The sequence below is a fragment of the Streptomyces mexicanus genome, assembly GCF_902506575.1.
Lineage (GTDB): Bacteria > Actinomycetota > Actinomycetes > Streptomycetales > Streptomycetaceae > Streptomyces > Streptomyces mexicanus.
In genome coordinates, this window is record NZ_LR732544.1 from 5239521 (window position 1) to 5254115 (window position 14595).

The window sequence follows — 14595 nt, forward strand, 5'->3', positions numbered from 1 at the left end:
CACCCGGCCGGAATCCGCCGGAGCCTGTGGACGACTCGTCGGTTGTGGACATCTGCGTCACCCGGCGCCTTCCGGGTCCCGTACACTTCTGGTGGCGACCCGGGCCACCGGGTCGACTTCGCACGCCCCGGCATCCGGCGATCACCGTCGGTGTCAGCGCCCCTCGGTCCCTCGTGGCACGGCGCACCGCGGGCGTCAGGCGCGGGAGCCGTCCGGCCCCCGCGGCACAACCGAGAACTCAAGGAGAGTACGGCCATGGCCGTCGTCACGATGCGGGAGCTGCTGGAGAGCGGCGTCCACTTCGGTCACCAGACCCGCCGTTGGAACCCGAAGATGAAGCGCTTCATCTTCACCGAGCGCAACGGCATCTACATCATCGACCTGCTCCAGTCGCTGTCGTACATCGACCGCGCCTACGAGTTCGTCAAGGAGACCGTGGCCCACGGCGGCACGGTCATGTTCGTCGGCACGAAGAAGCAGGCGCAGGAGGCCATCGCCGAGCAGGCCACCCGCGTCGGCATGCCGTACGTCAACCAGCGCTGGCTGGGCGGCATGCTCACCAACTTCTCCACCGTCTACAAGCGTCTGCAGCGCCTCAAGGAGCTGGAGCAGATCGACTTCGAGGACGTGGCCGCCTCCGGCCTGACCAAGAAGGAGCTGCTGGTCCTCTCCCGCGAGAAGGCCAAGCTGGAGAAGACCCTCGGCGGTATCCGCGAGATGCAGAAGGTGCCGAGCGCCGTCTGGATCGTGGACACCAAGAAGGAGCACATCGCGGTCGGCGAGGCCCGCAAGCTCAACATCCCGGTCGTCGCCATCCTCGACACCAACTGCGACCCCGACGAGGTCGACTACAAGATCCCGGGCAACGACGACGCGATCCGCTCCGTCACTCTGCTCACCCGCGTGATCGCCGACGCCGTCGCCGAGGGCCTCATCGCCCGCTCCGGCGCCGCCGAGGGCAAGGGTGAGAAGGCCGCGGGCGAGCCGCTCGCCGAGTGGGAGCGCGACCTGCTCGAGGGTGAGAAGAAGGCCGACGAGGCCGCCCCCGCCGCCGAGGCCGAGGCCGAGAAGCCGGCCGAGGCTCCGGCCGCCCCGGCCGCCGAGGGCGAGCAGCAGGCCTGACCCGTCAGCGTCAGTGTTGACGGCGGGAGCGGTGCATGAAGTCCGCTCCCGCCGTTCACCCGTAGGTCAGCGGCGGGCCGGCGGGCCCCGCACGACGAGCGTGAAGCTCGACCAGCGGCGCGGGGCCCGCGGCTCCCTGATCGTCGATCTTCCAGACTTCGAGAAAGATTCACAGACTCATGGCGAACTACACCGCCGCCGACGTCAAGAAGCTCCGTGAGCTCACGGGCGCCGGCATGATGGACTGCAAGAAGGCGCTGGACGAGGCCGAGGGCAACGTCGAGAAGGCCGTCGAGGCGCTGCGCATCAAGGGCCAGAAGGGTGTCGCCAAGCGCGAGGGCCGCTCCGCCGAGAACGGCGCCGTGGTCTCGATCATCGCCGACGACAACTCCTCCGGTGTCCTCGTCGAGCTGAAGTGCGAGACGGACTTCGTCGCCAAGGGCGAGAAGTTCCAGGCCGTGGCCAAGGCCATCGCCGAGCACGTCGCCAAGACCTCCCCGGCCGACATCGAGGCCCTGCTCGCCTCGGAGATCGAGCCCGGCAAGACCGTGCAGGCGTTCGTGGACGAGGCCAACGCCAACCTCGGCGAGAAGATCGTCCTGGACCGCTTCGCGCAGTTCTCCGACGGTTTCGTCACCGCGTACATGCACCGCACGATGCCCGACCTGCCGCCGCAGATCGGTGTCCTCGTCGAGTTCGACAAGCCGAACGCCGAGGTCGCCAAGGGCGTCGCCCAGCACATCGCCGCCTTCGCGCCGAAGTACCTCTCCAAGGAGGACGTGCCGGCCGAGGTCGTCGAGTCCGAGCGCCGCATCGCCGAGGAGACCACCCGCGCCGAGGGCAAGCCCGAGGCCGCGATCGCCAAGATCGTCGAGGGTCGGATGAACGGCTTCTTCAAGGACGCCACGCTGCTCGGCCAGCCCTACGCGCTGGACAACAAGAAGTCGGTCCAGAAGGTTCTGGACGAGGCCGGTGTCACCCTGAAGCGCTTCACGCGCATCAAGGTCGGCATCTGAGTCCGTTGAGTCCGTCTCGCGGCGGACACCCGACCCGAACAGGGTCGACAGCAGTCGTCCCCGTCGCCCGCGGATGCCGGCGCACCGGCCGGCACGCGCACGCGTAGGCGGACGACAGCAGATCTGACGAGGAGGCCATTGCCGCTGCGTGGGATGCGAAACACGCTCCACCGGCAATGGCCTTCTTCGCATGTGCACTACGTAACAGAGGCGGGATCTCATGACCACCAAGGCCCAGAAGAGCGACGACGGCAAAGTGTCCGGCCGGTTTCTGCTGAAGCTGTCCGGAGAGGCCTTCTCCGGCGGCGGGGGCCTGGGCGTCGACCCGGACGTGGTGCACGCCATCGCGCGCGAGGTCGCGGCCGTCGTACGGGAAGGCGCACAGATCGCCATCGTGATCGGCGGCGGCAACTTCTTCCGCGGCGCGGAGCTGCAGGTGCGCGGCATGGACCGGGCCCGCTCCGACTACATGGGCATGCTCGGCACCGTGATGAACTGCCTGGCCCTGCAGGACTTCCTGGAGAAGGAGGGCGTGGACTGCCGCGTGCAGACCGCGATCACCATGGGGCAGGTCGCCGAGCCCTACATCCCGCTGCGCGCCGTGCGCCACCTGGAGAAGGGCCGCGTGGTGATCTTCGGCGCCGGTATGGGCATGCCGTACTTCTCCACCGACACCACCGCCGCCCAGCGTGCCCTGGAGATCGACGCCGAGGCGCTGCTCATGGGCAAGAACGGCGTGGACGGGGTCTACGACTCCGACCCGAAGACCAACCCGGACGCCGTGAAGTTCGACGCGCTCGGCTACGGCGAGGTCATCACCCGCGATCTGAAGGTCGCCGACGCCACCGCGATCACCCTCTGCCGGGACAACCAGCTTCCGATCGTCGTCTTCGAACTCCTGAAGGAGGGCAATATCGCCCGGGCCGTCAAGGGTGAGAAGATCGGCACGCTCGTGGGTGACCAGGTCGGCCGGAGCTGACCGGCAACCCCCGGGCGCGGGTCCGCCGGGACGCCACCTGTCCGGGGGACGGACGGGACGGACCCGGGCCGGGGGATGGACAATGTCCTGCCGGTCGGGAACCGTGCAGGAAGAAGACGCGACGCAGCCGGCCGTCGGCCCCCGAGGGGAACCGCAGCCGGGCCTACTCAAGACACGCAGGAGCAAGTGGTGATCGAAGAGACCCTCCTCGAGGCCGAGGAGAAGATGGAGAAGGCCGTCGTGGTCGCCAAGGAGGACTTCGCCGCGATCCGCACCGGTCGTGCGCACCCGGCGATGTTCAACAAGATCGTGGCCGACTACTACGGTGCGCCGACGCCGATCAACCAGCTGGCTTCGTTCTCCGTGCCGGAGCCGCGGATGGCGGTCGTGACCCCGTTCGACAAGAGCGCGCTGCGCAACATCGAGCAGGCGATCCGCGACTCCGACCTCGGCGTCAACCCGAGCAACGACGGCAACATCATCCGGGTGGTGTTCCCCGAGCTGACCGAGGAGCGCCGCCGCGAGTACATCAAGGTCGCCAAGGGCAAGGGCGAGGACGCCAAGGTGTCCATCCGCTCGGTGCGCCGCAAGGCCAAGGACGCCATCGACAAGCTGATCAAGGACGGCGAGGTCGGTGAGGACGAGGGCCGCCGTGCGGAGAAGGAGCTGGACGACACCACCGCGAAGTACGTCGCGCAGGTGGACGAGCTCCTGAAGCACAAGGAAGCGGAGCTGCTCGAGGTCTGATGAACGACTCTTCCTGGGGAGCGCCGCAGCAGGCCGGGCACTGGGGGCCCGCGGACCGGTCACCCGCGCCGGGACCGGTCCCGGGAGCCGTCCCGGCAGGCCCCGAGTACGGTGCGCAGGGCGCCCAGCAGACCCGCCCCTTGCCCGTCGTGCCCGAGGTGCCCGCACACGGCGGTGACCAGGAGGACGACCGGGGGGCCGTCCCGGCGGACGGCCCCGTCTTCCGCGAGGAGATACCGCAGCCGCACCCGTTCGACGCGCCGCACGCGCAGCCCGGGCAGCAGCCGTTCGCCGACCCGGCGCACGCCGCCCGGCCCGCGCCGCACGCGGGGCCGTACGCCGCGCAGCCGCAGCCGCAGCCGCAGCACCAGCCGCAACCGCACCCGCAGCCGTACGAAGGGCCGCAGCCGCGGCCCCACGACACGCCGCGGACGCCGCCCGCCCCCCGGGCGGCGTCGCAGAATCCGGAGCCCATGCCCGACGCCCCGCAGCCGGCGCCCGCCCCGCAGAAGAAGAGCGCGGGCCGCGACCTGGGCGCGGCGATAGGAGTCGGGGTCGGCCTCGGCGCGGTGATCGTCGCGGCGCTGTTCGTCGTCAAGGCCGTGTTCGTCGGCGTCATCGCGGTCGCGGTGGTGGTCGGCCTGTGGGAGCTGACCAAGCGGCTGGAGGAACGCAAGGGCATCCGGGCGCCGCTGGTGCCGCTGGCGGTCGGCGGCGCGGCGATGGTGGTCGCCGGATACGTCCGCGACGCCGAGGGCGCCTGGGTGGCGATGGCGCTGACCGCGCTCGCGGTCCTGGTCTGGCGGATGACGCAGCCACCCGAGGGATACCTCAAGGACGTCACGGCCGGTGTCTTCGCGGCGTTCTACGTGCCGTTCCTGGCGACGTTCGTGGCGATGATGCTCACCGCCGACGACGGCCCGTTCCGCGTCCTGACCTTCCTGCTGCTGACGGTGGTCAGCGACACCGGCGCCTACGCCGTCGGCTGGCGCTTCGGCAAGCACAAGCTCGCCCCGCGCATCAGCCCCGGCAAGACCCGCGAGGGCCTGCTCGGCGCGGTCGCCTTCGCCATGGTGGCCGGGGCGCTGTGCATGCAGTTCCTGATCGACGACGGCGCCTGGTGGCAGGGCCTCCTGCTCGGTCTCGCGGTCGCCGCCAGCGCCACCCTCGGCGACCTCGGCGAGTCCATGATCAAGCGGGACCTGGGCATCAAGGACATGGGCACCCTGCTCCCCGGCCACGGCGGCATCATGGACCGCCTGGACTCCCTGCTGCCGACCGCCCCCGTGGTCTGGCTGCTGATGGTGGCCTTCGTCGGCTCCGCGTGAGCCCGTGCCGTACGGTCCCCCTCCCCCTTGCGGGGAGGGGGACCTGCTCGTCTTCCGGAGCAGCCGGCGCCCGCCGCTGCGGGGCAGGCGACGGCGTGAGCGGCCCGGGACGTACGGAATCCCGAACCTCCGCGCGGGACCGCACCACCGGAAGCCCGGCCGGCGTTTCTGCTGACCCGGGCTTCCTCCTGACCCCAGGGCGCTATCGGCGGCGTAACGGGATGAGTTGTGCGAGAGCGCGCAGGACCGCTGCGCGTTCCGCCGGGCCGGTTCCGCGGGTGGCGATGGCGAGGGCGAGCAGGAAGGTGACGGCGAGGACGACGACGGCGAGCAGGACCTGAGGCGTTCCGGCGGCGAGTTGCAGGATGATCGTGGTCATGGCGGTTCCCCCGATGCAGGCGAGTATCGACGGGCAACGTCGGGACTGCCGGGAAACCAACCAGCGGAAGAACACGACCGGTCGGACGGAACCGCACGGTGGCGCAACGATGCAACCGTGTCCGCGGTGCCGCATCCGAACAGGGCAGGGGTGGTGGCTGGCCCGGCTAGCTCACGGGGCTACCGCAGTCCATTCGCTTCTCGAAGGCATACATGTCCACCACTCCCTGAGACCGGATCCCTACGGATCCACACGGCACCGACTCGTACCGCTCCCCTCCACGATGCCCTGCCGCGCGGCGCGGGCGCCTCGACGGGGATGAATCCGTTGCCGGACTGTTACGGGCGGCCCGGGGAGCCGTCGGTGAGAGCCCCGGTCACCCAAGTGGATCTGCGACACTGGATGCACCATGCCCAAGCCCGGAGAACTCACTTTCGTCGCGCCGCGCGGTGCCAAGAAGCCGCCGCGGCATCTTGCCGATCTCACGCCCGCCGAGCGCAAGGAGGCGGTGGCCGCGATCGGTGAGAAGCCGTTTCGTGCCAAGCAGCTCTCGCAGCACTACTTCGCGCGGTACGCGCACGACCCGGAGCAGTGGACCGACATCCCCGCGGCCTCCCGCGGCAAGCTGCGCGAGGCGCTGCTGCCGGAGCTGATGACGGTCGTGCGGCACCTGTCGACCGACCAGGGCGCCACCCGCAAGACCCTGTGGCGGCTGTTCGACGGCACGCTCGTGGAGTCGGTGCTCATGCGCTACCCGGACCGGGTGACCATGTGCATCAGTTCGCAGGCCGGCTGCGGCATGAACTGCCCGTTCTGCGCCACCGGGCAGGCGGGACTGGACCGGAACCTGTCGACCGCCGAGATCGTGCACCAGATCGTCGACGGCATGCGGGCCCTGCGGGACGGCGAAGTGCCCGGGGGACCCGCCCGGCTGTCCAACATCGTGTTCATGGGCATGGGTGAGCCGCTGGCCAACTACAACCGGGTCGTGCGGGCCATCCGCGCGCTGACCGACCCCGAGCCGGACGGGCTCGGCCTGTCCCAGCGCGGCATCACCGTCTCCACGGTGGGCCTGGTCCCGGCGATCCACCGGTTCGCCGACGAGGGCTTCAAGTGCCGCCTGGCCATCTCCCTGCACGCCCCCGACGACGAGCTGCGCGACACCCTCGTCCCGGTGAACACGCGGTGGAAGGTGCGGGAGGTGCTGGACGCCGGCTTCGAGTACAGCCAGAAGTCGGGGCGCCGGCTGTCCATCGAGTACGCGCTGATCCGGGACATCAACGACCAGGCCTGGCGCGGCGACCGGCTCGGCCGCCTCCTCAAGGGCAAGCCGGTGCACGTCAACCTCATCCCGCTGAATCCCACGCCCGGTTCGAAGTGGACCGCCTCCCGGCCCGAGGACGAGAAGGCGTTCGTGGAGGCGATCGCGGCGCACGGCGTGCCGGTGACCATCCGGGACACCCGCGGCCAGGAGATCGACGGGGCCTGTGGTCAGCTGGCCGCCAGCGAGCGGTAGGCCAGGGGAGCAGTCCTGCGGTGGTCCACCGGCCGCAGTCCTGCGTGGTCCACCGGCCCCGGCCCTGTCGGCCGTCGTGCCGGCCGGGCGGTAACCTGATCCCGTACACAACTTCACATGCCATTTCCGACAGGGGAGCGCCACAGCGCTGAGAGTGCGGCGGACAGGGCCGCAGACCCTCTGAACCTCGCCCAGGTCATTCTGGGTAGGAAGTTCGGTCATCACTCGAGCTGTTGCGCCCTGCCCGGGACTCCCTCGCGGAGCCCGGGCAGGGCCGCGTCTCTTCCTGGCCACCATCCAGGAGGAAATTCCAGTGCACCACAAGACGTTCGTCGCCGTCGCGGTCGGGCTCGGCCTGGTCACGCTGTCCGCGTGCGGGAGCGGGAGCACGGGCACCACCAAGGCCGCGGACACCAAGACCGTGACCCTCGTCAGCCACGACTCCTGGGCCGCGTCCAAGAGCGTCATCCAGGACTTCGAGAAGAGGTCCGGATACACCGTCAAGGTGCTCAAGGACGGGGATGCGGGCCAGGCCGTGAACAAGGCCATCCTCACCAAGGACCACCCGCAGGGCGACGTCTTCTTCGGCGTCGACAACACGCTGCTCTCCCGGGCCCTGGACAACGGCCTGTTCCAGCCCTACCGGCCCAAGGGCTCCGACATGGTCGTGCGTCAGTACCGGGCCGACGAGGCCGGGCACCGGGTGACGCCGATCGACTCCGGCGACATCTGCGTCAACTACGACAAGAAGTACTTCGTCGACCACAAGCTGACCCCGCCGGCCACCTTCGACGACCTGCTCGAGCCGCAGTACAAGAACCTCCTCGTCACCGAGAACCCGGCCACCGCCTCGCCCGGCCTCGGATTCCTGCTCGGCACCGCCGCGAAGTACGGGGACAGCGGCTGGCAGGAGTACTGGAAGAAGCTGAAGGCCAACGGCGTCAAGGTGGTCGACGGCTGGGAGCAGGCCTACAACCAGGAGTTCTCCGGCTCCGCCGGGGGCAGGAAGGCCAAGGGGGACCGGCCGCTGGTCGTCTCCTACGCCTCCTCGCCTCCCGCCGAGGTCGTCTACGCCGACCCGAAGCCGAAGACCGCGCCGACCGGGGTGGCGTACGGCACCTGCTTCCGGCAGGTGGAGTACGCCGGGCTGCTCAGCAACGCCCGCAATCCCCAGGGCGGCAAGGCCTTGCTGGACTTCCTGATCAGCGAGAAGTTCCAGGAGGACATGCCGCTGAACATGTTCGTCTACCCGGTGCGGGAAACCGCCGAGGTGCCGGCGGAGTTCGTGAAGTACGGCCACCAGGCGGAGCACCCGGAGACCATGGCACCGGACAAGATCGCCGCCAACCGTGACCAGTGGGTCAGGTCGTGGACGTCGCTCGTACTGAAGTAGCCCACGGGCGGACGACCCGCGGCAGCGGGCGGGGCACCGGGACCGCGGCGCGGCTCGGCCTGATGGCCGTGCCCGTCGCGTTCTTCGCGGTGTTCTTCGCCTACCCCGTCGCCGCGATCGTCCGGCGCGGGCTGCACGCCGACGGCGCCTGGCACCTGGGGCGGATCGCGGACGTGCTCGGGCAGCCGGACATCCGGCACGTGCTGTGGTTCACCACCTGGCAGGCGCTCGCCTCCACCGCGCTCACCCTGCTGATCGCGCTGCCCGGCGCCTACGTCTTCGCCCGGTTCGACTTCCCCGGCCGGCAGGTCCTGCGGGCCGTGGTCACCGTGCCGTTCGTGCTGCCCACGGTCGTGGTCGGCACCGCGTTCCTGGCACTGCTCGGGCGCGGCGGCCTGCTCGACGAGCTGTGGGGCGTGCGCCTGGACACCACCGTGTGGGCGATCCTCCTCGCCCACGTCTTCTTCAACTACGCCGTCGTCGTACGGACGGTGGGCGGGCTGTGGGCGCAGCTCGACCCGCGGCAGGAGGAGGCCGCGCGGATGCTCGGCGCCCGGCCGCTGACCGCCTGGCGCACGGTCACCCTGCCCGCCCTGGCGCCCGCGGTCGCCGCCGCCGCGCTCATGGTCTTCCTGTTCACCTTCACCTCCTTCGGCGTGGTGCAGATCCTCGGCGGACCCACCTTCTCCACCCTTGAGGTGGAGATCTACCGGCAGACCTCGGAGATCTTCGACCTCTCCACGGCCGCGGTCCTCACCCTCGTGCAGTTCCTGTGCGTGGGCGCCATCCTGGCCGTGCACGCCTGGACGGTACGGCGCCGGGAGAGCGCGCTGAAGCTCGTGGACGCCTCCACCACCGCCCGCCGCCCGCGCGGCGCGGGCCAGTGGACGCTGCTGGCCGCCGTCCTGGCCTCGGTCGCCGTGCTGCTTCTGCTGCCGCTGGCCGTGCTGGTGCAGCGCTCGCTCACCGCCCCCGGTCTCGGCTACTACCGCGCGCTGACCGACGCCGACGGCGGCACCTTCCTCGTCGCGCCGATCCACGCCATCGGCGCCTCCCTGTCCTACGCCGCCGCCGCGACCGCGATCGCCGTGGCCATCGGCTCGCTCGCCGCCGCCGCGCTGGCCCGCCGGGACGCCGGCCGGCTGGTGCGCGGCTTCGACGCGCTGCTGATGCTGCCGCTCGGCGTCTCCGCGGTCACCGTCGGCTTCGGCTTCCTGATCGCCCTGGACGCCCCGCCGCTGGACCTGCGCCAGTCCTGGATCCTGGTCCCGCTCGCCCAAGCCCTGGTCGGCGTGCCGTTCGTGGTGCGGACCATGCTGCCGGTGCTGCGCGCGGTCGACGTACGGCTGCGGGAGGCGGCCGCCGTGCTCGGCGCGTCGCCGTGGCGGGTGTGGCGGGAGGTCGATCTGCCGATGGTGCGGCGGGCGCTGCTGGTGGCCGCCGGGTTCGCCTTCGCGGTGTCGCTGGGGGAGTTCGGGGCGACCGTGTTCATCGCCCGGCCGGACAACCCGACGCTGCCGGTGGCCGTGGCCCGGCTGCTCTCCCGCCCCGGCGACCTCAACTACGGGCAGGCGATGGCCTTGTCGACGATTTTGATGGTGGTGTGCGCCGTGGCCCTGCTGGTGCTGGAGAAGCTGCGCGGCGCCGACCGGACGGGGGAGCTGTGACGCTGCTGAGCCTCGAGGCCGCGACCGTGCGCCTGGGCGGCCGGACCGTTCTCGACGCCGTGGACCTGGCGGTCGCCGAGCACGAGATCGTGTGCGTGCTCGGTCCGAGCGGCAGCGGCAAGTCCACTTTGCTGCGGGCGGTGGCCGGGCTGCAGCCGCTGCACTCCGGGCGGGTGCTGCTGGACGGCCGGGACCAGGCGGGCGTGCCGGTGCACCGGCGCGAGGTCGGTCTGATGTTCCAGGACCACCAGCTCTTCCCGCAGCGGGACGTGGCCGGAAACGTCGCCTTCGGTCTGCGTATGCGCGGCGCCGCGAAGGACGAACGAGCCGTGCGGGTGCGGGAGTTGCTGGAGCTGGTCGGGCTGCCCGGGGCCGGTGCCCGGTCCGTGGCCGCCCTCTCCGGCGGCGAGCAGCAGCGCGTCGCCCTGGCCCGGGCGCTCGCGCCCCGCCCCCGCCTGCTGATGCTGGACGAGCCGCTCGGCCAGCTCGACCGCTCCCTGCGGGAACGGCTCGTCGTCGAACTGCGCGAGCTGTTCGCCCGCTTGGGCACCACGGTGCTCGCCGTCACACACGACCAGGGCGAGGCGTTCGCGCTCGCCGACCGGGTGGTGGTGATGCGCGAGGGCCGGATCGCCCAGTCCGGAACACCCCTTCAGGTGTGGCAGCGGCCCGCGGACGCCTTCGTCGCCCGCTTCCTCGGCTTCGAGAACGTGGTCGAGGCACGGATCGACGGCGAGGCCGCGCTGACCGCGTGGGGCAAGGTGCCGGTGCCGCACGACGCGCCCCAGGGTCCGTGCTCCCTGCTCGTGCGGCCCGCCGGAGTACGTCTCGTCGCGGCCGACCAGGGTCTGCGCTGCACGGTCGCCGCCCGCACCTTCAAGGGCACCCACGTCGCCGTGCACCTCCAGCCCGCGGACGCCCCGCGCTTGGAGGCGGCCTGCGCGCTGCGGTCGGCGCCGGAGACCGGCGCCGAGGTGGGCGTGGAGTTCGACCCGGCCGAGGTCGTGGTGCTGGGCTGATCTCCGCTGCCCCGGGTGCCGCCGTCCCGGGAGCGCCCACCGCTTTCACGGCGGCCGTCGAAGCCCGTGGCCCGCCCCCTCGTTCGGGGACGGGCCACGGGTGGCGTACCGGAGGCGTCAGCGACCGCTGTCCGCCCCGCGGCGGCGCAGGCCGAAGAAGACCGCGCCACCGCCGACGACGACCAGCGCGGCCGCGATACCGGCGATCAGGCCGGTGTGGGAGGCCGCACCGGTCTCGGCGAGGGTCGACTGGCCGGCCGCGGCCGAGGGAGCGTTGCTCGCCGGGGCCGCCGCCGCGGCGGTGCTGCTCTGCGCGGCGGACGGCGTCGGGGCCGGTGTGGCGGGCGACGACGCCGAGGCCGAGTCCGACGGAGTCGGGCTCGCCGACTGCGACGGGCTCGCGGGCGTGCTCGGGGTGGCCGGGGTGCAGGCCGTGGCCGGGGTGGTCAGGTTCGGCTTGATGTCCTCGTCCACCAGCGTGCCGCCGGCCTTGACGTGGATGCGGTAGGTGGCGGCGGGCTGCCAGTCTTCTGCGAAGGTGACCGAGGCGCCCTGGGCGGAGCCGCGGACGTCCTGCTCACCGACCAGCTTCTCGACGCCGTTGTTCTCCAGGAACAGGCTGATGTGCGCGGACGTACCGGAGCGGTCCACGTCGGTGACGACGATGACGCCCTTGCCGCCGTCGCACTTGGCGGTGGCGGAGAAATCGCCGATGGAGCAGGCGAGGGCGTTGCCGGCGGCGCCCAGCGCGAGCGCGGCGGACGCGGAGACGACACCGAGGACGCGCACGGAACGTGCGGTACGGCGGGGTATGGACACGATGGCCACTTTTCCCTTCACGGGAGCGCAATTGCGGGGGGTGGAGGGGGAGTCGGGGCGCTCACGAGAGGAGCCCCAGCACCCCCGGGAGGCTCACAGGTCTATAAGCGCACCATAAGCAGTGTCAACGCGCTTGCCGCTCCGAGGGGTTGGCTTTGCGCCTTTATTAACCGCCCAGACGTTTCAGCGCCTCGGGAGCCTGCTCGATCCGGTCGACCAGGGCGATGCGCCCCTCCATCGCGCGGCCCCGGGCGAGCGAGCGCAGCAACGGCCAGGTGGGCAGCCGCTCCGTCCAGTGCGCGCGGTCCACGAGAACCATGGGCGTCGGCTCGCCCCGCGACTGGTAGTAGTTGCCGGTGGCGTTGTCGAAGATCTCCTGCACGGTGCCGGCGGCGCCCGGCAGGAAGACCACACCGGCGTTCGAACGGGCCAGCAGCCCGTCCTCGCGGGTGGCGTTGGCGAAGTACTTGGCGATGTGCGCGGCGAACGGGTTCGGCGGTTCGTGGCCGTAGAACCAGGTCGGTATGCCGACCGATGCCCCGCCGCCCGGCCAGCGGTCGCGCACCTCGAAGGCGGCGCGCGCCCAGTCGGTGACCGACGGCGTGAACGACGGCGCCTTGCCGAGCAGCCGCAGCGCCTCGCGCAGCATCGCGTCGTCGAAGGCGGCGGCGTACGCCCCGAGGTTCGCCGCCTCCATCGCGCCGGGACCCCCGCCCGTGGCCACCGTGAAGCCCTCGCGCGCCAGTTCGCGGCCCAGGCGGGCCGCCCCCGCGTACGCGTCCGTGCCGCGCGCCATCGCGTGGCCGCCCATGACTCCCACCACCCGGGCTCCGGCCAGGAGTTCGTCGAGCGCGTCGGAGACGGCGTCGTCGTGGATGGCGCGGAGCATGGAGGCGTAGATGTCCCCGTCCGCCTTCGTGCGCTGGAACCAGGCGTACGCGCGGGCGTCCGGCGTCACCTCGTAGCCGTCGTCCGACAGGCCCTCGAACAGCTCGTCGGGGGAGTACACCAAGCCCCGGTAGGGATCGAAGGGCAGGTGGGGGACGGGCGGGAAGACCAGCGCCCCGGCGGCCCGCACCTGCGCCGCGGCCTCGGGGTCCATGGCGCAGCCGAGGAAGACGGCACCGGTGGCATCGAGTGAGACGAGGACGTCCGTACGGCCGGTCAGATCGACGGACTGGACGCGGAAGCCGGCGAGGGTGCCGTGCGCGGAGACGACCTCGTCGAACTCGGTGAGGGACTCGATCTCGCGGTCGTGGGAGCCGTCGAACGGCTGGGCGGGTGTGGAATGCACGCGCCCATGCTAGGCAGCGGCCCCTACCCGGACGGATCCCGCCCGGACAACGGGCGGTTCAGCCCTGCACCGCCGCCGGGTCCATCCACATGACCTCCCAGGTGTGGCCGTCGAGGTCGTCGAAGGCGCGGCCGTACATGTGGCCGTGGTCCTGGGTCCTGCCGGTCACCGTGCCGCCGGCCGCGACCGCCTTCTCCACCAGCTCGTCGACCTTCTCGCGGCTCTCGGCGCTCAGGCAGATCAGCGTTTCGCTGGTCTTCGTGGAGTCCGCGATCTCCTTGTCGGTGAAGTCGGCGTAGCGCTCCTTGCTGAGCAGCATCGTGACGATCGTGTCGCTGATGACGACGCAGGCGCAGTCGTCGGTGGAGAACTGCGGGTTGATCGTGAAGCCGAGCGCGGTGAAGAACTCCTTGGCGGCGGCGATGTCGTCCGTGGCCAGGTTGACGAAGATCATCTGCTGGTACATGGTGTCTGTCTCCCCAGTGGTGCGGCGTCCGTTGTGCCGTTCGGTGGGATAGACCCCGGGCCCGCGCAAAACTCATCGCCGCCGCGCGAACCCTTGCTTCGCCGCCTTCCGGTGCTCTGCGCGCACGCCGCCTGAGCGCGCGCCTTCCGGCGCCGTCGCGCAGGCCGCCTCAGCGCGCCAGCGGCAGCGCGGCGAGGACGGCGATCGCCAGGGTCAGCGGCACGAACACCGCCAGCAGGGCGCCCGTGCGCAGGGCGGCGGCGCCGCGCAGCGCCGTGGCCGGAGCGCCGAGCCGCCGCAGGGCCGCATGGGCCTCGGCGCGGGCCTGCCGCGCCTCCACGGCGGCGGTCAGCAGGGTGGCCACGGCGCAGCCGGCCACCAGCCCGGTGCCCAGCACGGTCAGCGGACCCAGCCCGGCCGTGGCCCGGCCGTCCAGGGTGAGCAGTGCGAACGCCCCGGAGGCGACGGCGCACACGACACCCAGCGGGCGGCCGATGCGACCCGCCTCCGCCATCAGGATCCGGCCGGCCAGCAGGCGCACGGCGCCCGGCTGCGCGGACTGCAGCAGCCGGCCGCACAGGTGGGTCAGCCCGGGCCCGGCCAGGGCGAGGCCGAGGGCGGTCAGCAGCCAGCCGACCAGGACGGGCGCGGAGTCGGCCGCGAGGCCGCCGGGCAGGGCGGCGGCGGAGGGACCCGAGGCGGCGGGGGAGCCGGGGCTGCGGCCGGCGTACGCCTCGACGGCGAGCCCGGCGGCCAGGACGGCGACGCCCCACGGCAGCCCCACGGGGGGTTTGCGCGGCGGCGCGGGCCGCTGCGGATCGGCGTCCGGGGCACCGGGGGTGCTGCCGCC

Annotated in this window: 13 protein-coding genes and 1 pseudogene; 9 read left to right on the forward strand and 5 right to left on the reverse strand. The window is 71.7% G+C overall.

All coding sequences use genetic code 11. From position 1 onward, the window contains the following. Nucleotides 1–255 precede the first annotated feature (255 nt). The 5 genes from rpsB (at nucleotide 256) to GV126_RS23620 (ending at nucleotide 5192) form a co-directional block, all read left to right on the forward strand. Nucleotides 256–1122, forward strand: a complete 867-nt coding sequence (gene rpsB, locus GV126_RS23600) for a 30S ribosomal protein S2 (RefSeq protein ID WP_159670197.1) — start codon at nucleotides 256–258, stop codon at nucleotides 1120–1122. A 179-nt stretch (nucleotides 1123–1301) separates the two neighbouring features. Further along, nucleotides 1302–2138 (forward strand): translation elongation factor Ts, encoded by an 837-nt coding sequence (gene tsf, locus GV126_RS23605; RefSeq protein WP_159670200.1) that lies wholly within the window; start codon nucleotides 1302–1304, stop codon nucleotides 2136–2138. Nucleotides 2139–2358: 220 nt separating this feature from the next. Next, entirely contained in the window at nucleotides 2359–3117 is a 759-nt protein-coding gene (pyrH, locus tag GV126_RS23610) for a UMP kinase (protein WP_028425304.1), read from the forward strand. A gap of 189 nt (nucleotides 3118–3306) precedes the next feature. Continuing rightward, nucleotides 3307–3864: a ribosome recycling factor gene (frr, locus tag GV126_RS23615; protein WP_014675285.1), complete on the forward strand. Its 558-nt coding sequence runs from the start codon at nucleotides 3307–3309 to the stop codon at nucleotides 3862–3864. Further along, nucleotides 3864–5192 (forward strand): phosphatidate cytidylyltransferase, encoded by a 1329-nt coding sequence (locus GV126_RS23620; RefSeq protein ID WP_159670203.1) that lies wholly within the window; start codon nucleotides 3864–3866, stop codon nucleotides 5190–5192. Before frr ends, GV126_RS23620 begins: the two co-directional genes overlap by 1 nt. Nucleotides 5193–5394: 202 nt before the next feature. On the opposite strand, the gene GV126_RS23625 is transcribed toward GV126_RS23620, so the two are convergent. Continuing rightward, on the reverse strand, nucleotides 5395–5571 hold the full coding sequence (locus GV126_RS23625; RefSeq protein ID WP_159670206.1) for a hypothetical protein: 177 nt from the start codon (nucleotides 5569–5571) through the stop codon (nucleotides 5395–5397). Nucleotides 5572–5980: 409 nt separating this feature from the next. Between GV126_RS23625 and rlmN the strand changes: the two genes are divergently transcribed. From rlmN to GV126_RS23645, 4 genes are all read left to right on the forward strand, one after another. Next, a complete protein-coding gene (gene rlmN, locus GV126_RS23630) occupies nucleotides 5981–7087 on the forward strand; it encodes a dual-specificity RNA methyltransferase RlmN (RefSeq protein WP_159670209.1) in 1107 nt (368 codons plus the stop codon). 313 nt (nucleotides 7088–7400) lie between these two features. Next, nucleotides 7401–8480 carry a thiamine ABC transporter substrate-binding protein gene (locus tag GV126_RS23635; RefSeq protein ID WP_159670212.1) on the forward strand — a complete coding sequence of 360 codons (1080 nt, stop codon included), beginning with the start codon at nucleotides 7401–7403 and terminating at the stop codon, nucleotides 8478–8480. Nucleotides 8481–8542: 62 nt separating this feature from the next. After that, nucleotides 8543–10147: an ABC transporter permease gene (locus GV126_RS23640; protein WP_159670215.1), complete on the forward strand. Its 1605-nt coding sequence runs from the start codon at nucleotides 8543–8545 to the stop codon at nucleotides 10145–10147. Next, a complete protein-coding gene (locus tag GV126_RS23645) occupies nucleotides 10144–11166 on the forward strand; it encodes an ABC transporter ATP-binding protein (protein ID WP_159670218.1) in 1023 nt (340 codons plus the stop codon). Before GV126_RS23640 ends, GV126_RS23645 begins: the two co-directional genes overlap by 4 nt. A gap of 117 nt (nucleotides 11167–11283) precedes the next feature. Here GV126_RS23645 and GV126_RS23650 read toward each other — a convergent pair whose 3' ends face one another. The 4 genes and pseudogenes from GV126_RS23650 to GV126_RS23665 form a co-directional block, all read right to left on the reverse strand. After that, nucleotides 11284–11985, reverse strand: a complete 702-nt coding sequence (locus GV126_RS23650; RefSeq protein ID WP_236570079.1) for an LAETG motif-containing sortase-dependent surface protein — start codon at nucleotides 11983–11985, stop codon at nucleotides 11284–11286. 166 nt (nucleotides 11986–12151) lie between these two features. Continuing rightward, a complete protein-coding gene (locus GV126_RS23655) occupies nucleotides 12152–13279 on the reverse strand; it encodes an LOG family protein (RefSeq protein WP_159670221.1) in 1128 nt (375 codons plus the stop codon). Between the two features lie 58 nt (nucleotides 13280–13337). Further along, the gene (locus GV126_RS23660; protein WP_159670224.1) at nucleotides 13338–13745 is read right to left on the reverse strand and encodes a VOC family protein; all 408 of its coding nucleotides are present in this window, start codon (nucleotides 13743–13745) and stop codon (nucleotides 13338–13340) included. Nucleotides 13746–13914: 169 nt separating this feature from the next. Next, nucleotides 13915–14595 (reverse strand): annotated as a pseudogene (locus GV126_RS23665) (hypothetical protein); the annotation flags it as partial.